The organism is Enterococcus montenegrensis, from assembly GCF_029983095.1.
Classification (GTDB): domain Bacteria; phylum Bacillota; class Bacilli; order Lactobacillales; family Enterococcaceae; genus Enterococcus_C; species Enterococcus_C montenegrensis.
On sequence record NZ_CP120467.1, the window covers coordinates 1,411,571 to 1,431,847 of the forward strand.

The 20,277-nt window shown below is 38.0% G+C and carries 17 protein-coding genes and 1 pseudogene; 17 read left to right on the plus strand and 1 reads right to left on the minus strand.

Annotated elements, in window-relative coordinates:
- The 16 genes and pseudogenes from P3T75_RS06860 to P3T75_RS06940 all read left to right on the plus strand — a co-directional run bounded on the left by P3T75_RS06860 (position 1) and on the right by P3T75_RS06940 (position 19,159).
- Complete coding sequence (locus P3T75_RS06860) at positions 1-882, plus strand: ABC transporter permease (protein ID WP_282462545.1); 882 nt, start codon at positions 1-3, stop codon at positions 880-882.
- Positions 883-885: 3 nt separating this feature from the next.
- The gene (locus tag P3T75_RS06865; protein ID WP_282462546.1) at positions 886-1,650 is read left to right on the plus strand and encodes an ABC transporter ATP-binding protein; all 765 of its coding nucleotides are present in this window, start codon (positions 886-888) and stop codon (positions 1,648-1,650) included.
- 384 nt (positions 1,651-2,034) lie between these two features.
- Positions 2,035-2,898: a shikimate dehydrogenase gene (aroE, locus tag P3T75_RS06870; protein ID WP_206902820.1), complete on the plus strand. Its 864-nt coding sequence runs from the start codon at positions 2,035-2,037 to the stop codon at positions 2,896-2,898.
- Positions 2,899-2,912: 14 nt separating this feature from the next.
- Positions 2,913-3,938 carry a 3-deoxy-7-phosphoheptulonate synthase gene (aroF, locus tag P3T75_RS06875; RefSeq protein ID WP_282462547.1) on the plus strand — a complete coding sequence of 342 codons (1,026 nt, stop codon included), beginning with the start codon at positions 2,913-2,915 and terminating at the stop codon, positions 3,936-3,938.
- Between the two features lie 2 nt (positions 3,939-3,940).
- Entirely contained in the window at positions 3,941-5,005 is a 1,065-nt protein-coding gene (gene aroB, locus P3T75_RS06880; protein WP_282461177.1) for a 3-dehydroquinate synthase, read from the plus strand.
- Positions 5,005-6,171: a chorismate synthase gene (aroC, locus tag P3T75_RS06885; RefSeq protein ID WP_282462579.1), complete on the plus strand. Its 1,167-nt coding sequence runs from the start codon at positions 5,005-5,007 to the stop codon at positions 6,169-6,171. The genes aroB and aroC overlap by 1 nt, the downstream gene beginning before the upstream one ends.
- A 12-nt stretch (positions 6,172-6,183) precedes the next feature.
- On the plus strand, positions 6,184-7,275 hold the full coding sequence (locus P3T75_RS06890; RefSeq protein ID WP_282461178.1) for a prephenate dehydrogenase: 1,092 nt from the start codon (positions 6,184-6,186) through the stop codon (positions 7,273-7,275).
- Positions 7,276-7,295: 20 nt separating this feature from the next.
- Positions 7,296-8,585: a 3-phosphoshikimate 1-carboxyvinyltransferase gene (aroA, locus tag P3T75_RS06895; RefSeq protein WP_282461179.1), complete on the plus strand. Its 1,290-nt coding sequence runs from the start codon at positions 7,296-7,298 to the stop codon at positions 8,583-8,585.
- Positions 8,578-9,087, plus strand: coding sequence for a shikimate kinase (locus P3T75_RS06900; RefSeq protein WP_282461180.1), 510 nt, complete (start codon positions 8,578-8,580; stop codon positions 9,085-9,087). Before aroA ends, P3T75_RS06900 begins: the two co-directional genes overlap by 8 nt.
- Positions 9,084-9,908 carry a prephenate dehydratase gene (gene pheA, locus P3T75_RS06905; RefSeq protein WP_282461181.1) on the plus strand — a complete coding sequence of 275 codons (825 nt, stop codon included), beginning with the start codon at positions 9,084-9,086 and terminating at the stop codon, positions 9,906-9,908. Before P3T75_RS06900 ends, pheA begins: the two co-directional genes overlap by 4 nt.
- A gap of 111 nt (positions 9,909-10,019) precedes the next feature.
- Positions 10,020-11,247 (plus strand): annotated as a pseudogene (locus tag P3T75_RS06915) (LCP family protein).
- A gap of 185 nt (positions 11,248-11,432) precedes the next feature.
- The gene (locus tag P3T75_RS06920; protein ID WP_282461183.1) at positions 11,433-12,281 is read left to right on the plus strand and encodes a DegV family protein; all 849 of its coding nucleotides are present in this window, start codon (positions 11,433-11,435) and stop codon (positions 12,279-12,281) included.
- 306 nt (positions 12,282-12,587) lie between these two features.
- Positions 12,588-13,067, plus strand: a complete 480-nt coding sequence (locus tag P3T75_RS06925; protein ID WP_206902830.1) for a DUF6530 family protein — start codon at positions 12,588-12,590, stop codon at positions 13,065-13,067.
- 18 nt (positions 13,068-13,085) lie between these two features.
- Positions 13,086-15,344 carry an AAA family ATPase gene (locus tag P3T75_RS06930; protein ID WP_282461184.1) on the plus strand — a complete coding sequence of 753 codons (2,259 nt, stop codon included), beginning with the start codon at positions 13,086-13,088 and terminating at the stop codon, positions 15,342-15,344.
- A 205-nt stretch (positions 15,345-15,549) separates the two neighbouring features.
- Positions 15,550-17,292 (plus strand): ABC transporter ATP-binding protein, encoded by a 1,743-nt coding sequence (locus tag P3T75_RS06935; protein WP_206902831.1) that lies wholly within the window; start codon positions 15,550-15,552, stop codon positions 17,290-17,292.
- Positions 17,285-19,159: an ABC transporter ATP-binding protein gene (locus P3T75_RS06940; RefSeq protein WP_230710929.1), complete on the plus strand. Its 1,875-nt coding sequence runs from the start codon at positions 17,285-17,287 to the stop codon at positions 19,157-19,159. Before P3T75_RS06935 ends, P3T75_RS06940 begins: the two co-directional genes overlap by 8 nt.
- Positions 19,160-19,272: 113 nt before the next feature.
- Here P3T75_RS06940 and P3T75_RS06945 read toward each other — a convergent pair whose 3' ends face one another.
- Positions 19,273-19,824: a TIGR01440 family protein gene (locus tag P3T75_RS06945; RefSeq protein WP_282462580.1), complete on the minus strand. Its 552-nt coding sequence runs from the start codon at positions 19,822-19,824 to the stop codon at positions 19,273-19,275.
- 113 nt (positions 19,825-19,937) lie between these two features.
- On the opposite strand from P3T75_RS06945, the gene P3T75_RS06950 reads away from it, so the two are divergent.
- Positions 19,938-20,162, plus strand: coding sequence for a hypothetical protein (locus P3T75_RS06950; protein WP_206902833.1), 225 nt, complete (start codon positions 19,938-19,940; stop codon positions 20,160-20,162).
- Positions 20,163-20,277: the final 115 nt, after the last annotated feature.

A 20,277-nucleotide genomic window follows, 5' to 3' on the forward strand; every position in this document is an offset into this window, starting at 1 on the left:
ATGATTGTTTCAACAATTGGGCAAGGACTGTTATGGTCCTTGCTGGGAATTGGGATTTATTTAACTTATCGTATTTTAAATTTTCCTGATATGACAACAGAGGGAACGTTCCCTTTAGGTGGCGCTGTGTGCGTGACTGCAATTACCAGTGGAATTCATCCTATCTTGGCAACGTTATTAGGTGTTTTAGCTGGGATGGCAGCTGGCTTTGTTACCGGAATTTTATTTACCAAAGGGAAAATACCGGTGATTTTAGCTGGGATTTTAGTTATGGCAGGGTTGAATTCAGTTATTTTATTTGTCATGCAAAGTCCCAACAAAGGGTTAAGTAATTTTCCTAGGATTCAAACTTTTTTTACTAATTTAAACCTACCTAATTATTTTGACATCGTCATTTTAGGCTTACTTGCGGTTATTATTACAATAATTTCAGTCCTTTTTTTCATTAATACTGACTTAGGCCAAGCCTATATTGCTACTGGCGATAATGAAGTAATGGCCCGCTCATTAGGGATTAAAACCGATCGCATGAAGATTTTAGGGTTAACAATTTCTAATGGCGTAATTGCATTATCCGGAGCACTTATTTCGCAAAATGACGGGTATGCTGATGTTTCAAAGGGGACTGGGGTAATCGTTATCGGTCTGGCTTCAATTATAATTGGAGAAGTATTATTTGGTGAATTAGCCTTTGCTGAACGGCTGATTGCAGTGGTAGTGGGCAGTATTATTTATCAAGCAATTATCACCTTAATTATTTATCTAGGCTTTGATACAACGTATTTGAAAATTTTCTCTTCTACAATCTTAGCGATTTGTTTAATGATTCCAACCCTGAAAGAAAAATTGAATTTAAAAACTGGATTGGAAAAGGAGGCATAGCCTGTGAGCGTATTAACGATAAAAAATGCTGTTAAAAAAATTAAAAATGGTGTCGCTGACGAGCGGACGATTTTAAACCATGTCAGTTTAACTTTAAATCCTGGTGATTTTGTCACAATCGTTGGTGGCAATGGGGCAGGAAAAAGTACGTTATTTAATACGGTTACTGGAACACTGCCTTTAACGAGTGGCCAAGTTTTTTTAGATGGTGAAAATGTTACTAATTTTGGTGAAGAAAAACGAGCAAAATATTTGGGACGGGTCTTTCAAGATCCTAAAATGGGCACAGCCCCGCGGATGACAGTAGCAGAAAATTTACTTTTAGCCGAGCGCAGAGGACAAAAACGGCGCCTGCGTCCCAGAAATTTAAACGAACGCAAAGAAGATTTCAAACTACTTTGCGCCAAGGTAGGTAATGGCTTAGAAGAACAGCTTGATACGCCTACGGGCCATTTATCTGGTGGACAAAGACAGGCTTTAAGCTTATTGATGGCCACCATTGAAAGACCAGAACTTTTATTATTAGATGAACATACCGCAGCACTTGATCCGAAAACATCAAAAAATATTATGGCACTGACTAATGATTTGGTGACAGAAAATCATTTAACGTGTATGATGATTACCCATCAAATGGAAGATGCTTTAAAATATGGGAATCGCTTGTTACTTTTGAAAAAAGGAGAAATAGCAAAAGATTTAAATCAAGCAGAAAAAGCGCAACTTACATTGACTGATTTACTGCTCTTTTTCGAAGAAGATTTGTAAAAATTGATGAAAGAAACAATAGTTCTTACAAAAACTAGTTGACAGACCTAAAAAATCAATCTATACTTAACACCATCTTAATCAGTTCGGAGGACTTTTTTATGTTACAAAAAAGCAAACCACAACTGAATAATTATTACTTTAGCTATTTTAGATAGTTTGTATTCATGAAAACATGGATACAAACCAAAGCAGTTTGTATCTATGATGGCTAGGGGATTTTGGAATGACTTTAAAGCCACGTAGATCAAGAATCTATAGTGGCTATTTTTATACCATCGAAAAATGTATTTTTCGTGTCAGGTGTTCACTGTAGATTGTTGTATCTTAGGTGGGCACTTTTTTTGTACCCATAGGCTTTAAAAATTTAAGGAGTGAAAAAAAATGGAAATAACTGGTTATACCCGTTTGGCAGGTCTTATTGCTAAACCAGCAAAGCATAGCATTTCACCATTAATGCACAACACCGCTTTTAAAGCCAATAATATTGATGCAGTTTATTTGTCTTTTGAGGTTGAAAAGCCACAATTAGCCGCTGTAATCAAAAGTATTACGGCACTGAATATGATTGGTGCAAATGTTTCAATGCCCTATAAAATGGCCGTCATTCCTTATTTGGATGAATTAAGTGAGGCAGCCAAATTAATTGGTGCAGTTAATACAATTGTTCCTTCAGGTAATGGGCTAGTAGGACACAATACCGATGGAAATGGTTTTATGCGTAGCCTAGCAGATATCAATGTGGACATTATCAAAAAAGAAATGACCATTATTGGTGCAGGTGGGGCAGCGACAGCCATTTGTGTACAAGCTGCCTTAGATGGGGTCAAAAAAATTAATGTTTTTAATCGCCAGGATGATTTTTTTGCGACAAGTCAGGCAAAGTTAGAGACAATAGCGCAAAAAACACAATGTACGATTACTTTACGTGATTTGGCAGATACAAAAGCAGTAAATACTGCGATTTACCACAGTCATTTATTAGTAAATGCTACTGCTGTCGGCATGAAACCAAATGAAGATCAGACTGCACTTTCTGATTTTAGTGCCTTTCACGAAAATTTAGCCGTCTATGACGTCATTTATAATCCAAGGGAAACAAAATTATTACAAATTGCAAAAGAAAAAGGCTTAAAAACAGCTAATGGCTTAGGTATGTTACTGTATCAAGGTGCCTATGCATTTGAATTATGGACCGGTAAAAAAATGCCGTTAGAAATTGTTAAACCACTAGTAGAAAACAGTTAAAAGGAGCAGATAAAATGATTGTAATTATGAAGCAAGGTGCCACGAAAGAACAAGTAGAATTAGTTGTTAAACGAATTAAAAAAGAAGGACTTGATGTAAATATCGATCAAGGAACTGAACATATTGTAATTGGATTAAAAGGCGATGTTAGAGGGATGCAAGATGTGCCTTTTAATACTTACGAAGGTGTCGAAAAGACACTAAAAATTTCCAACACCTACAAATTAACCTCTCGGGAATTCCACCCAGGAGATACTGTTGTTGATGTAGATGGTGTTAAAATTGGTGATGGAAGTTTTGTAACAATGGCTGGACCTTGTTCCATTGAAGGCTTAGAGCAAATTCGAGAATGTGCCAAAATTGCGAAAGCTGGCGGTGCACAAATTTTACGAGGCGGCGCTTTTAAACCCCGAACTTCACCTTATGCTTTTCAAGGTTTAGAAGAAGAAGGGCTAAAATATATTCGCCAAGCGGCCGATGAATTTGACATGAAAGTTATCACTGAAGTCATGGATGAAGGCCATATTGAGATGGTGGCTGAATACAGCGACATTTTACAAATTGGCGCGCGTAATATGCAAAACTACAAATTATTGCAAGCTGTCGGTAAAACTGGCAAACCAATCGGCTTAAAACGCGGTATCGCAGGAACAATTGATGAATGGTTAAATGCGGCAGAATACATTGCGGTTCAAGATAAATCTCCTGTAATTTTTATTGAGCGCGGAATTCGCACTTACGAAACTGCCACCCGGAACACTTTTGACTTGTCTGCTGTTCCTTTGATTAAAAAACTAAGCCACTTTCCAATTATCGTCGATCCAAGCCATGGTACTGGTGTCTGGGATCTGGTTACACCAATGGCTAGAGCAGGTGTGGCAGCAGGAGCTGATGGCATGATCGTTGAAATTCATCCTGATCCAAAGAACGCTTGGTCTGATGGACAACAATCATTAAATGAAGAAAACTACATGAAGATGATGCAAGAAGTTACTATTTTAAATGCTGCGATGGAAAAAATTAAAGAAATCGAGGGCTAGTTATGTGGGTTGATTTAAAGGAACATTCCTATGAAATCATAATAAAGCGTGGTGCATTGGAACAGTTGGGAACTTGGGTTGCTTCTTTATGGACACCACAAAAAATAGCAATTATTACCGATAGTAATGTCGCGCCTGTATATAGTCAAACGGTTATGAAGCAATTAACTCGTGTAGGTTTTTCACCCTATTTAGCCGTAGTTCCGGCCGGAGAAGCAAGTAAATCTTTAACGCAAGCTGCACAATTGTACGACTTTTTAGCCGAAGCAGGATTTACCCGTAGTGATGGGATTATTGCTTTAGGCGGTGGTGTAATTGGTGATTTAGCCGGTTTTGTTGCTTCGACATATATGCGGGGCATTCATTTTTTGCAGATTCCCACGACCTTATTAGCGCAAGTTGATTCAAGTATCGGTGGTAAAACAGGCGTCAATACGCAAAAAGCAAAAAATTTAGTTGGAACTTTTAGTCAGCCAACAGGGGTTTTAATCGATCCAGCTGTTTTAAAGACTCTCGAAATACGCCGTGTGCGTGAGGGAATTGCAGAAATTATTAAATCGGCAGCGATTGCTGATTTAATTTTATGGGAGAAATTAAAAGCGTTAAAAGATGAAGCAGATTTATTAAATCAGGCAGAAGTTGTTATCACGTCAGCACTTGAAGTAAAGCGTCAAGTGGTGCAAGAAGATGAATTTGATAACGGAATGCGACTCATTTTAAATTTTGGGCATACAATCGGCCACGCAATAGAAAATACTGCCGGTTATGGCGTTATTAGCCATGGCGAAGGCGTTGCTTTAGGTATGGTGAAAATTAACAGTGTTGCTGAGGCAAAAGGGTTATCTCCAGTGGGAAGTACCGCACAACTAAAAGAGATGATTACAAAATTTCATTTACCTACCCGTCTACCAACTTGGGATGAACAAGCGCTGTATAGTGCAATTACACATGACAAAAAGGCTCGTGGAACTAATTTAAAATTGATTTTACTAAAAGAAATTGGGGAAGCAAAAATTGTTGAAGTTCCCTTAACTGAAATGAAAGATTACTTAAAGGAGGCGTTATGATGCGCTATTTAACAGCAGGAGAATCTCATGGACCGGAATTGACTGCCATTATTGAAGGTATACCAGCAGGACTGCCACTTTTAGCAGCAGATATTGATGTGGAATTAGCACGGCGTCAAGGTGGCTATGGTCGTGGTGGTCGCATGAAAATCGAAAAAGATCAGGTTCGCATTACTTCTGGTGTGCGCCATGGTAAAACATTAGGCTCACCAATTACTTTAGTCGTAAAAAATCGTGACTGGAAAAATTGGCAAACTGTTATGGCTGCAGAAGAAGTAGCTAAAAAAGATCAAAAGCTCCGCCAAGTCACACACCCACGGCCGGGTCATGCGGATTTAGTTGGTGGCATGAAGTACCATCACGATGATTTGCGTAATGTTTTAGAACGTTCTTCAGCTAGAGAAACAACAATGCGGGTGGCTGTTGGAGCCGTGGCAAAAAAACTATTAAAAGAATTAGCAATTGAGGTGGCCGGCCATGTTACAGTTCTAGGTGGCATTAAAGCGAGCATTCCTGCAGAAATTAGCATTGCAGAAGTAAAGAAGCGCTCTGAGGAATCTGATGTTCGCGTAGTGGATGTAGCTGTTGAAGAAAAAATGAAACAGTTAATTGATCAGACGAAAAAAAATGGTGATACAATTGGTGGTGTTGTTGAGGTTTTAGTGGGAAATGTTCCCGCTGGTCTTGGTAGCTATGTCCAATGGGATACCAAATTAGATGCCAAACTGGCCCAAGCGATTGTCGGAATCAATGCTTTTAAAGGCGTAGAATTTGGTGTTGGTTTTGAGTCGGCGAATTTACCAGGTTCTAAAGTAATGGATGAAATTATTTGGTCACAAGAAACTGGTTACCGCCGGACAACCAATCACTTAGGTGGCTTTGAAGGTGGAATGACCAACGGTGAAACGATCATCGTAAAAGGTGTGATGAAGCCCATTCCGACTTTGTATAAACCTTTAATGAGCGTCGATATCCAGACAAAAGAACCCTACAAAGCGAGTGTGGAGCGTTCAGACAGTACAGCTGTTCCTGCTGCAAGTGTCGTTTGTGAAAATGTGGTTGCGACTGTCTTAGCAAATGAAATTTTAGACAAATTTTCCAGCGATTCTTTTGAAGAATTGAAAACAGCTGTGGCCCAGTATCGCCAATACCTTAAAAACTTTTAGGAGGTCTTTTAGATGGAGCAAAAAGTTTTTATTGTAGGCTTGGGACTAATTGGCTCATCTCTTGCTTTAGCCATAAAAAAAGAACATTTAAACGTAAAAATTATTGGGTTTGATTGGCACGAAAAAACAGGTGCAATTGCCCTTAAAAAAGGTATTGTTTCCGCTTTAGCAACTGACTTTGCAGCAGGTGCCAAAGAAGCTGATATTATTATCTTAGCAGTACCAGTTTTTAAAACCATTGACTATTTAGAAGAATTAGCCCAATTGCAGCTAAAAAAAGATGTAATCGTAACCGATGTCGCCAGTACAAAAGGTCAAATAATGGTAGCTGCTACAAATTTACCATTTACTTTTATTGGCGGACACCCCATGGCCGGTTCACATAAGTCTGGCGTAACAGCAGCGGACGTCAATTTATTTGAAAATGCCTACTATATTTTTACAAATCAAAACGCACCGCAAAGTAAACTGCGCTTATTAGAAGAACTATTACGGGGAACTCGGGCAAAATTTGTAGAACTAGCGCCAAAAGAACATGACCAAATTACAGCTATGCTAAGTCATTTGCCACACATCATTGCAGCAGGGTTAGTCACGCAAGGGGACATCTTTAATCAAGAACATCCTCGCGCCAAACAATTAGCCGCCGGGGGCTTTCGGGATATCACGCGAATTGCATCTTCTGATCCGATAATGTGGACAGAAATACTGTTAAGTAATAAGAATGCGATTTTACAGCAGTTGGAAAGTTGGACCGAAGAAATGAAAAAAGTTCAAAATTGGCTAGTAACTGAGGATGAGGGTGCAATTTTTACTTTTTTTAATCAGGCTAAAGATAACAGAGACCGCCTGCCAGTTCATAAAAATGGTGCGATTCCTGCCTTTTACGATTTGTTTGTCGATGTTCCGGATGCGCCCGGCGTAATTGCAGAGGTAACGGGTCTATTGGGGCATAATCAAATCAATTTAATTAATCTGAAAATTCAGGAAACTAGAGAAGATATTCACGGTATTTTGCAAATCAGTTTTCGCAATGAACAGGATTTAATGCGTGCGAAAGCCTGTATTTTGCAAAATACCAATTATCCCGCGCGAATTAAATAAGCAACTAAAAGGAGAGCATTATGGATTTATTACAAGCACAAAAAGGTTTGCAAGGAAGCATTACGGTACCGTCTGATAAGTCAATTTCTCATCGTAGTATTATGTTTGGTGCTCTGGCGACGGGCCAAACGACCATTAAAAATTTTTTGCGGGCCCAAGATTGTTTAAGTACGCTAAAGGCTTTTAAAAAATTGGGCGTTCCAATCTTCGATGATGGAAAGACAATTACGGTGACAGGCGTTGGATTCAATGGTCTAAAGGCTTGTGATAAAGCAATTGATGTTGGTAACTCTGGCACTACTATTCGTCTAATGATGGGAATTTTAGCTGGTCAAGATTTCTCTACCACTTTGTTTGGCGATGCTTCTTTAAATAGACGGCCAATGGAACGGGTAATGGCTCCTTTGCGCCAGATGGGAGCAACACTATTGGGGGATAATGGCAGTGAGTTTCCGCCAATTACAATTAATGGAACAAACAACTTACAGCCCATTCACTACCAAATGCCAGTTGCAAGCGCCCAAGTAAAATCGGCTATTCTTTTTGCAGCACTGCAAGCTAAGGGAACTTCCACCATTGTTGAAAAGGAAATTTCCCGTAATCATACCGAAGAGATGATCCGTCAATTCGGCGGTAAAATCACCGCAAATAAAAAAGAAATAACCGTAAGTGGACCGCAAACTTTGACTGGACAAAATGTGGTTATTCCAGGAGATATTTCTTCGGCTGCCTTTTTCTTGGTTGCTGGAGCGATTACATCCGGGAGTCAATTGATACTAAAAAATGTTGGAATGAATCCAACGCGGACCGGAATTGTGGATGTTTTGACACAAATGGGCGCCCGCTTAGAAATAGAAAATTATGACGAGAAAAATCAAGCAGCGGATTTAAAAATGACAACATCGACATTGACTGCCACGATTATCGCCGGTGAAATCATTCCTCGTTTAATTGATGAACTGCCCGTGATTGCTCTGCTGGCAACACAAGCTCACGGTCAAACAATTATTAAAGATGCCCAAGAACTTAAGGTGAAAGAAACGAATCGAATTGATGCTACAGCAGAAGAATTACAGAAGATGGGGGCAGATATTACTCCGACAGCAGATGGCTTAATAATCAATGGCCCCACACCATTAAAAGGCGCTCATGTATCCAGTCGCGGCGATCACCGCATTGGGATGATGTTACAAATTGCTGCTTTAATTGCCACCGGCAAAACACAATTGGATCAACCTGAGGCGATTAATATTTCTTACCCTGGATTTTTTGACGATGTTAAAAATATAGTAGGTGAAAAAAATGAATAGTATCTTACTAATTGGCTTTATGGGCGCAGGTAAATCAACTGTAGGCAGCTTATTGGCCCAAAAGTTAAATTGGCCAATGATTGATTTAGATGATTTAATTACTGAAAAAATAAAAATGCCGATTAATGACTATTTTGACCAATTTGGTGAAGCTGCTTTTCGTCAAGTTGAATCAAATGTTTTGAAAGACAATCTAAGAACTAAAGCAATTATTGCCACTGGAGGTGGTATTGTGGTCAGTGCGTTAAACCGCAGTCTTTTAAAAGCACAGCCAAAAGTTATTTATTTAAAAACTGAACCACAAACGCTAGTGACACGGATTAAAAATGACACGAAAAATATTCGTCCCCTTGCAACAGAAAAAAGTCAGGGAGAGATTATTTCTTTATTAAATGGGCGCCTTACTCATTATGAAGACAGCGCCGCGATTGTCGTTGAGACCACAGAGCGATCGCCTGAAGAGATAGTTGAAGAAATTATGGAAAGGCTGGCAATGGCATGAAAATAGGTTATTTGGGTCCCGAAAGCTCATTTTCTCATCAAGCGGCACGAAAGCAATTTGCAAAAGAAAGCTTAATTGCCTATGCTTCTATTCCAGCCTGTTTACAAGCAGCTCTTAAAGAAGAAATAGACTTTGCAATTGTTCCAATCGAGAATTCTTTAGAAGGAACGGTTCATGCTACGATTGATACGTTATCTCAAAATCCTAGATTACAGGTCTTATCCGAAGTAATTTTACCAATCAAACAACAGCTGTTAGCCTTAACAAAAGGGGATTTCAAAAAGATTTATTCTCATCCGCAAGCTCTAGCACAATCACAAAAATTTCTAGCGACTAATTATCCAGCGGCAGAATTAATTCCAACAGCTTCCACGACTGCTGCTTGCGATTACGTTGTCACGCATAGTGGTGAAGCAGTCGCTGCAATTGCCTCTTATGAAGCAGCAACGTTTTATGATTTGAAGGTTATTAGTTCTGATATTCAAGACAACGATTTCAATCAAACCCGTTTTTGGCTTGTGGGTACCAATCAAACCTTTAATTTTGGTACAGCAGAAAAAATGTCCTTAATTTTAACCTTACCAGCAAATCATGCGGGTGCACTGCATCAGATGTTAGCGGCATTTGGCTGGCGCCAAATTGATTTAAGTAAAATTGAATCGCGACCACTTAAAACGAGTCTAGGAGAATATTTTTTTGTAGTCGACCTGTTACTCAATTGCCCGCAGCAATTAATCGAAAATGCGTTGGAGGAGATTGAACTTCTAGGCGGTGAAGTTACTTGTTTGGGGACATACCCTGTCAAATTTGCTCACAACTAACATAATTGAAAGAAATGCTATGAAATGCTTAAGTTTTTTCATAGCATCTTTTTTTGTGACCCAGTTAGGGTAAACTTGTAGAGAAATGATTTACTTTTGGAGGTAGCCTACATGAGTCGCATGGATCGCTATAAAGAAATACACGAAGAAACCAATAAAAAAGAAAGTTTATTTGCTCGTAAACAAATAAAAGATGGTGATAGTGTCAAAAAAACAGACTATCAGCAAAATGATGCCCACCAAGAAGAGCCGCCAATGGCTGAAGCTGATCGTAAAAATAGAAGTAAAAAGTCATTGCCAAGCTTTGGTATTAAAAAAATAAGAAAAAACAAATCAAAATTATACGGGGATAAATACAGGCAATAATGGTAACAATAGCTACAATGAAACTGGAAATAAAAAAGAACCTCGTCAAGTTAAGCCCAAAAAAATAAAGAAATCAAAGAAAAAACATCCCGTAATCCGCTTTATCATTGGGCTTTTGCTTTTTTTACTCGTTTATAGTGGGGTCGCTTTTGCAATGGGAAAAATGTCCGCCTCTTCTGATAAAGAAATTCCCAAACAAGAAACAGAAGCATTTAATGGTTTTACCTCAGCTGATGAGGCCAATAATATTTTGCTGTTAGGTAGTGATAGCCGTAAAGGGGAGACTGCGCGGGCGGACACTATTATGGTGTTACAACTAGATGGACCAAGTAAAAAACCCAAATTGATTTCATTTATGCGGGATACATTAGTTGATATTCCAGGTGTTGGACAAAATAAAATTAATGCTTCTTATGCGTATGGGGGAGCTGATTTGGTTCGTCAAACATTAGCGCAAAATTTTGGATTGGAATGTAAATATTATGCTGTTGTTGATTTTAAATCATTTGAAAAAGTCATTGATACTCTATTTCCAGGTGGCGTAGCCATTAATGCTGAAAAAAATATGAGTACAAACTTAGAAGTGCCAATTCAAAAAGGACAACAAAACATGGATGGTTTACACCTTTTGCAATATGCACGTTTCCGGATGGACGAAGAAGGTGACTTTGGTCGGGTAAGACGTCAGCAACAAGTAATGAATGCTATTTTTAGTCAGATGAAAAATCCTTTGGCCATTGCTAAATTACCTTATGCCGCTGGTAAAGTTTTAGGTTACACTGGAACAGATTTAAAGACTAGTTTTCTTGTAAAAAATAGCTTTAGTATCCTAAAAGGAGCTAGTGGTGTTGATCGTTTGACTGTGCCAGCCAAAGATACGTGGGAATACGGGAATACTGCTGAAGCTGGTAGTGTCTTAGTGGTGGATAAGGAAGCTAATAGGACAGCAATAAATAACTTTTTAGCAAAATAACTTGCCATTTTTTAAGTAAAATTTTAAGTCAAAGAGAATTGGGCAGCACAAACCAATCCTTTTTGACTTTTTCTTTTCTCAGTTTGGTTTCTTTTAAAGGGAATCTGGCAGAAACTATTTTCCTAAATCGTAGTTTATGCTATATTTGTAGAAGTAGTGAAATTTTCTTGAAACGAGGATTATAAATGAAATTAGCAGTAGTAACAGATAGTTCTGCATTTCTACCTGAAACCATCAAAAATCATCCAGATTTATATATTATTCCGGTACCTGTTATTATTGACGGCCAAATTTACAACGAAGGCATTGATATTCATGCTGACGAGTATTATGACATGTTAAATAGCAGTAAAGAATTTCCCACAACGTCACAACCTGCGTTAGGGGAAGTAATCGAGCTTTATGAAAATTTAGTAACAAAAGGTTATGATACGATTTTAAGTATTCATTTATCTGGTGGTATTTCTGGATTTGTAGCAACTCTAAATACAATTAAAGATGAAATTAAAGGTGCCAAAGTTATTCCTTATGATTCTAAGATTACGAGTATGCCTATGGGGCATATGGTTGAAAGTGCTTTACAATTAAAAGATGCTGGTAATTCTTTGACTGAAATTATCAGCCACTTGGATATCATTCGTGACAATACTTATGCTTATTTAATCGTTGATGATTTAAATAATCTCGTTCGTGGCGGGCGTTTAACCAATGGTGCTGCTTTAATTGGCGGTTTACTAAAAATAAAACCAATTTTAACGTTTAATGACGGGAAGATTGAGTTGTTCGAAAAAATTCGTTCTAGTAAAAAAGCCTTTAATCGGGCAGAAGAAGTGATTGGTCAGCGAGATCAAGAGATTAATCGTCCTGTTAAGTTATATGTCATTCACGCGAATAATTTGACTGTTGCCCAAGAAGAGAAACAAAAATTAGCTGAAAAATATCCCCATGCAGATATTGAAATCGGATATTTTGGTCCGGTTATTGGAACACATTTAGGTGAAAAAGCGATTGGAATTGCAATTTCAGCTTTATAAAAAATTTACAAGATAAAGAAGTTAGAACAAAAGGAGAAATGACTTTTGTTTTAACTTCTTTTTTTATAAGAGCGAAACACGTTAAAGTTCAGTTACTATTTTCATCAGCTGTCAGTCATTATAAATTTTAAATTGAACGCAATGCAATTGCTTTGGTTTTGTTAGAAGTAGGGAGACTTATTATAATAAGTCAAAATAATTGGCAATTTATCCATCCTTTTTTATAATTTAGTAGAGTAGTATGTTAGTAAATTACTAAATGAAAACTTGCAATTTTTTTGCACACAATAACGAGGAGTGGTTACAATGGAAATTCCAACAAATTTGAAGCATAAACCTGTTTTAGTGGTAGAAAATTATGATAATGCCGATGGTAAGCAAGCGTTTGAATCGGACGCAAAAGGGCTTTCTTTGGGCTTAGCCCAATGGAATGATCGGGGGAAAGTAGATATTTCCGGGAAGGTTTGGCGCCATACAGGCGAAAAATGGTCTCGTCAATCTGAAGAGTTACCCATTAATCGTATTTTGGATTTAGCAATTTTAGTCGCACAAGCTAGTATCTATTTTCAAGATGCTTATCGCTACCCGAAATTTTACGATCCAGAAAATCCGGTTGTCGACATTGTCGGTGTACAAGGAAATCGTATGACTGTTGAAGTGGATACCAATAACCCCATGATTGACGAGGATATTAAATTGTTTCATGATACATGGCAAAAAGATGGAGAAATTTTAGGCGAGCGGTTTCGGATTTTAAAACGTTTATTAGAAGAAGCCGGATATTAAAATAAAGCAGGTGAAACTATGACAATGCCTTATGCAGTTACCAATAAGCGCGTTTTTAGTCGTTTAGAAAAACAAATGATTTGGCAAAAACCAACAAGTCATCAAACCAGTGAAATTGAATTACGCATTGCCAGCGAGATCAAAAATAACTGGGACGATACTGAAATGAAGATTATGAATGTCTTGTTAGAAGGAGACGCGGGTTCAGGAAAAACTCAACTCGCCAAGGCTTTATCCTATGATTTACAACTCCCTTATACCAAAGTAACTTGTTTTGCGGATATGGATAAATCAGACGTTTTTGGGGCCTTACTTCCTGTCGTAGCAACAGATGACAAAACAGATGGAGAATTGCTTGAAGCGATTTATCAAACAGATAGTCTAGATGCCGTTCTAAAATTAATTGCGCAGCATTATAGTATTGATTTAGCTGCTGCAAAAATGCGTCTGGCTGCCCTTGTTAGTCGTGTGGATGCAAATGAACAAGAAGTTGTCCATTACAAATTTTATCCGTCTGAAATTGTTCGGGCTGTGGAAAAGGGCTACCTATTGGAAATACAAGAACCCACAGTGATCCGGGATGCTTCTGTTTTAGTAGCCTTAAATTCAGCTTTAGAGCCAAATGGTATGCTAAATTTACCTACAGGGATTATAAAACGCCATTTGGATTGTGTTATTGTCATTACAACCAATCGCAATTATCAAGGCAATCGGCCCTTAAATGAATCCTTGCGGGATCGGATGCAACATGCAGAACGCATGGATTTACCTGAATTTGCAGTTATGGTAGAGCGGGCTGTAGCAAAAACTGGAGTCACTAATTTACCCCTACTAACAAAAATGGCTGAAATTATTCGCTTATTAGATGAAACGGCGAAAACCAATGCGATTAAAGGTGTAGCAGGGATGCGCTCATATTTTTATTGGGTGAATACTTTTAAACAAGGACAAGACGTTTTTAAAAGTCTTTATCCTAAAGTTATCTACAAACTAACAACTGAACCAAATGAAATTACATTATTGGAACAAGCGTTAGACGACAGTAGACTTCTAGTATCACTGCGCCAAGTACTTGTACCAGATGCCAGTGATGCCCTAAAAGAGATAAGAGGGCGTAAAATTTCTGCACAAGAAGCTGATATGCGCAACATCACAAAAGAAGCCCCTAGTGAAGCCGTTTTACAAAGCTATGAAGTAAAAGATGCAACAGATGCAACGGATGCCAAAAATAATGAAGCAGAATTAGAAGAATCTTCAAACAAGACAACAGAAAAACCTTCACCAGAACAGCCGCAAACAAAAGGCGAGCGAGAAGCCCATGATGGTGCAAGTGAAACAGGTAAAGAAAATACCGAAGGAATCTCAAAAGAGCAAAATGTTGATATTGAAACTTACGAGAAGGCTGAAAAAGAGTTACGTAAAGAGTTAAACAAAAAAGCGCGTTCTGCTATGAAAGGGACAATCCACGAAAAAGAGGGACTAATTATCCAACGTCCCAAATTTACCAAAGAAGATGTCGCTAAAGCTCAAGATTTAACGCAAGAAGTGATGCCTATCGTTACCCGTTTAACCAAGAAGATAACTGATATTTTAGAAAACGACCAAAGTGAAGTTTACGGAAAAGGGAAATATAGTGGCACGCGTTTTGATGCGAGTCGGGTGGCTTATGGTGATTATCGTACTTTTGATAAAAAAAATCCGCCCCATGAAGAACCATCATTAGCATTGGCACTGCGTATTGATGAATCAGGTTCAATGTTAAAAGATGAACGGATCAAAAACGCTCGCTTGGCAGCTTTAGCTGTAGCTAGTTTTGCTGAAAAAGTGAATATCCCATTAATGATTTATGGGGATACAGCAGATTTATCCTCCCGTGAAAAAACTTCTATTTATTCTTATAAGGAGTTTTCTGATGACTATTTGTATCTTGGCGCAAAACTTGTGACGATGAAGCCCCGGCAAAACAATCGTGATGGTGTTTCTTTGCGACTATTAAGTCAAAAACTCGCAGAAGAAAATGCAACTACGAAGTTATTAATCAATATTTCTGACGGTCAACCAAAAGCTTTGCCTGATTATACAGGGACAAAAGCCAAAGAAGATATACAAGCAGTGATGACTGAATTTGAACGCCAAGGGATTATTTATTTGGCTGCAGCCATCGGAGATGATAAAGAAGCGATAAAAACAATTTACGGTAGTGAGCGCTTCTTAGATATTAGTGACCTAGAAACTTTTCCAGAAGATTTAATTCAATTGATTTCACGTTACTTATAACCATAAAATTATTATGTCAACCATTTTTCCTCTTAGTCAAAATAAAAACTTTTAAGTCTCACTTTTATGAGAAAAATGAGAAAGTTTTTGTTTGAAAGAGCTACTTTTATCCGTTAAAGTTAATAATAGACTCACTGGTCGCCCCTGCGATCGGTGTCTATTTTTTGTCATTATATAATTTGATTTACAAGAAAGGACGGAGGATATGATAAAAAAATTATTGGCCAATGTTGGTCAGTATAAAAAAGATAGTCTGTTAACACCGTTGTTTGTTGCCGGCGAAGTCGCGCTTGATGTCATCATGCCGTTAATTATGGCGATGATGATCGACCAAGGGGTAGAAAAGAGCAATAGTAGTGTTATTTTTAAATTAGGTGCTGTTTTGTTTTTATGCGCTTTAATTGCGTTAATTTTCGGCGCTTTGGGTGGTCGAACAGCTGCGATTGCTTCTGCTGGCTTCGCCCGTAATTTACGGCATAATTTGTTTAACCGGATTCAAGATTTTTCATTTTCAAATATTGATCGCTTTTCCACCTCAAGTTTGATTACGCGTCTAACAACGGATGTCACGAATGTGCAAAATGCGTATCAAATGATTATTCGCATCCTAGTGCGTAGTCCTTTAATTTTGATTTTTTCACTAATTATGGTCAGCCTCATTAACCCACAATTGATGCTTATTTATTTGGTAGTCTTACCGTTTCTAGCAATCGGTTTGGCAATTGTGATTCATTTTGCTCATCCTTTGTTTATGAAGGTTTTTCGTATTTATGACAAATTGAATAATGTTGTGCAAGAAAATTTGCAAGGCATTCGCGTGGTAAAATCTTATGTGCGAGAAGAACAACAAGAAAAAGTCTTCGATGAAGTTTCTACTGACGTCTATAAAAACTTTACCAGAGCACAACGAATCGTAGCTTTTAACAATCCGCTATTACAAATTTCAGTATATACGTGTATGCTTTTACTTTCTTGGTTTGGCGCAGAATTAATCGTTGATAAGGGAAGTTTAACGACCGGTGAGCTCGTTAGTATGTTTAACTACACCATGCAGATTTTAATGAGCTTGATGATGATGTCGATGGCTTTTGTCCAAATTTTAATTGCGCGGTCTTCTGCTGAACGTATTACTGAAGTCTTATCAGAAGAAAGTGATTTAAAAAACGAAACAACACCCTTGTTTACAGTAGCTGATGGCTCAATTACATTTGAAGATGTCTGCTTTAGTTATGCTGATGATATGGATAAATTAGCTTTAGAACATATCAACCTTTCCATAAAAACAGGGGAAGTAATTGGGCTTATTGGTGGGACAGGTAGTTCTAAATCTACATTAGTTCAATTAATCCCCCGCCTTTATGACGTTACTTATGGGGCAGTTAAAGTTGCTGGTGTCGATGTAAGAAAATATGATCTAGCTACTTTACGGGATCAAGTAAGTATGGTTTTACAAAACAATGTGTTATTTACAGGTACCATTAAAGATAATTTGCGCTGGGGCAATGAAACGGCTACAGATGAAGAATTAGTTGCAGCTTGTAAAATCGCTCAAGCAGATAGTTTCATTAACGAATTTCCCGATAAATATGACACGATGATCTCCCAAGGGGGCAATAACGTTTCTGGTGGTCAAAAGCAACGCTTAACCATTGCCCGGGCCCTACTTAAAAAACCTAAAATTCTCATTTTAGATGATTCCACAAGTGCCGTAGATACGAAGACCGATCGCGCAATCAGAGAAGGTCTAGCAAGTGCCATCCCTGGCATGACAACCATTATCATTTCCCAACGAATCAGCTCCATCCAAGATGCTGACCGCATTGTGGTTTTAGATGATGGAAAAGTCAACGGGGTTGGTACCCATGAACAGCTACTAGCAAATAATCAAATTTATCAAGAAGTTTATCAATCCCAACAGAAAGGATTTGGTGAAAGTGGAAATGAGTAAACCAACCGTGAAACGGTCAACCGGATCTAATCTGAAACGGTTGTTAACTTTAATGTTTAGCCAGTATAAAATTCAACTGGTTTTCGTTTTGATTATGATTTTACTTAGTGCCTATGCAAACGTTAAGGGCTCTTTGTTCTTACAAGTTGTTATTGACCGATATATTACGCCACTGATTGGGCAGTCTGATCCTAATTTTTCTGGACTGCTTCAAGCCATCATGCAAATGGCACTCATTTACCTGATCGGGGTAGTCGCTTCTTTAACGTATAACTTTATGATGGTCAAAATCAGTGAAGGAACGCAAAAGAAAATCCGCGATCAAATGTTTACCCATTTGGAAAGTTTGCCTATTCGTTATTTTGATGCAAATTCTGACGGCGACATTATGAGTCATTTTACAAATGATACAGATACCTTGCGCCAAATGATCTCTCAAAGTATCCCAAACTTAATGATGGCCTTTGTTACTTTTGTTTCAGTCTTTATCGCGATGTTTACAATAAGTTTGCCATTAACAGGGTTTGTTTTAATTTCTGTCTTTTTGATGTTAAATGTCATTCGCTTTATCTCGAAAAAAAGCGGCCGCTTTTTTGGCGCACAACAAAAAGACTTGGGCCAAGTTAATGGTTATATTGAAGAAATGATGCATGGTCAAAAAGTTGTTAAAATTTTCAATCACGAAAAGAAAGTAATGGAAGAATTTGACACGTTAAATGATCAACTTCAAGAAAGTGCAACTAAGGCGAATATTAATGCCAACACATTAATGCCAATTATGATGAATTTGTTAAATGTACAATACGTTTTAGTTGCGATTATTGGCGGCTTATTTGCTATTAATGGGATTTCAGGATTAACTGTCGGCATGATTGCCTCTTTCTTACAATTGAGTCGTTCTTTAAATGGTCCGATTAGCCAAATCTCACAACAAATCAATTTTGTAATTATGGCCTTAGCTGGTGCTGGTCGAATTTTTAATTTATTAGATGAAAAATCTGAACAAGATGACGGTTACGTTACGCTAGTAAATGCCAAGAAAATTGATGGTCAATTAGTAGAAACTGAAGAAAGAACGGGTCTATGGGCGTGGAAACACCCCCACAGCGATGGAAGTATCACCTACACACAATTAACAGGGGACGTTGTTTTTGAAGATGTTGATTTTGGCTACGTAGATAATAATATCGTTCTCCATGATATCAACCTATATGCTAAACCAGGGGAAAAGGTAGCCTTTGTAGGTGCTACCGGTGCTGGTAAAACCACGATTACGAATCTAATCAATCGTTTTTATGATATTCAAGATGGTAAAATTCGTTACGACGGAATTAACATTAAAAAAATTAAAAAAGATTCTTTACGTCGTTCATTAGGGATTGTATTGCAGGATACTCATTTATTCACCGGCACAATTCGTGAAAATATTCGTTTCGGTAAACTAGATGCCAGTGATACAGACGTCTTAGCTGCAGCCAAATTAGCCAATGCGGATAGCTTCATTAATCATTTGCCTGACAAATATGATACTGTAATTACTGGTGATGGCGAAGGATTATCGCAAGGACAGCGTCAATTACTTGCGATTGCTCGAGCTGCAATTGCTGATCCACCCGTTATGATTTTAGATGAGGCAACTTCTAGTATTGATACGAGAACAGAGAGTATTGTGCAGTCGGGAATGGATAAATTGATGCATGGAAGAACGGTCTTTGTTATTGCACACCGTCTTTCTACCATTCAAAATGCTGATGTAATCATGGTGTTAGACCACGGACGTATTATTGAACGTGGGAGTCACGAAGATTTATTAGCACAAAAAGGCATGTATTACCAACTTTATACCGGAAAAGTTGAATTGGATTAAGCTGAAAGGTTCTTCAACCCTTCAGCTATAAGAACAAAAAAACGGGACAGACCATTATTAGCTGGCTGTCCTGTTTTTTTATGAAAATTTAGCAAAATTAAAAATTAACGTTTTTATTCGTAGACGGCCCGAGGACCACCAATATATTTTGGTCGGGTTCTTAGCGCAGTGACATGTGCTGCTCCAAGTGTATTAGAGCTAGGACGTACGGGAACTTGAACATGTTTGACATGCATCCCAATAGATGTGTCCCCAATATCAATACCTGCTTGCGCCACGATATGTTCTACTTCAACTGGATCAGTAAATTGATCAAAAGCTGCTACTGAACATGCACCCCCGGCATGTAATGACGGCTTAACAGAAGCAATTTCAAAATGATTCGCTTTTGCTACCTTGCGTTCAACCACAAGTGCCCGATTTAAATGTTCACAGCCTTGGACTGCCAAATGGATATTTAAAGGATCTAATATTTCTTTTAGTGTACGAATAACCCATTGGCCAACTTCAGCACTAGAATTTTTACCAATTACACCACCGATAATTTCGCTAGTAGAACAGCCTAAGACAAAAATATCATCCGCTTGTAAATTAGCAGTGGCTAAGACACTTTCAACCATCGCAGTTAATTGTTTTTTTAACTCATTTTCAGTAATTTGGCTCATTTTTTTCACCTCTGATTTTATTATCACCAAAAATAAAAACATTGCAAGTAACTCTTATTAGTATCAGAAAAATCAAACAACATGGTAAAATAAAGAGTAAGGAGGGGATTACGATGGAAGAAACGGTTTTTTTCAATCTTGGGAATGCCATTGCATCCAACTTTGATACCAAAGAACTGGCCCGTACCGCCCAAATTGAGCAATCAAAAGATTTGAAACGGCGGGGACTCGTTATTGCTACAGATCTTGATTCCGGGGAACATTTTCTTTTTTATGCCGATGATGTAAAAGAGGCAGATCCTACTACAAAAGAATTTAAACTTCACGATAAACTGTAGTTTTTATCTCAGTCTTTGACAAGCTTCTAGCTTCATGTTAGGCTTTACGTAATACCATCTGGATATAAACAAAAGCGGCGGATGAATTTTATCTGGCGCTTTTTATTATGAGAAA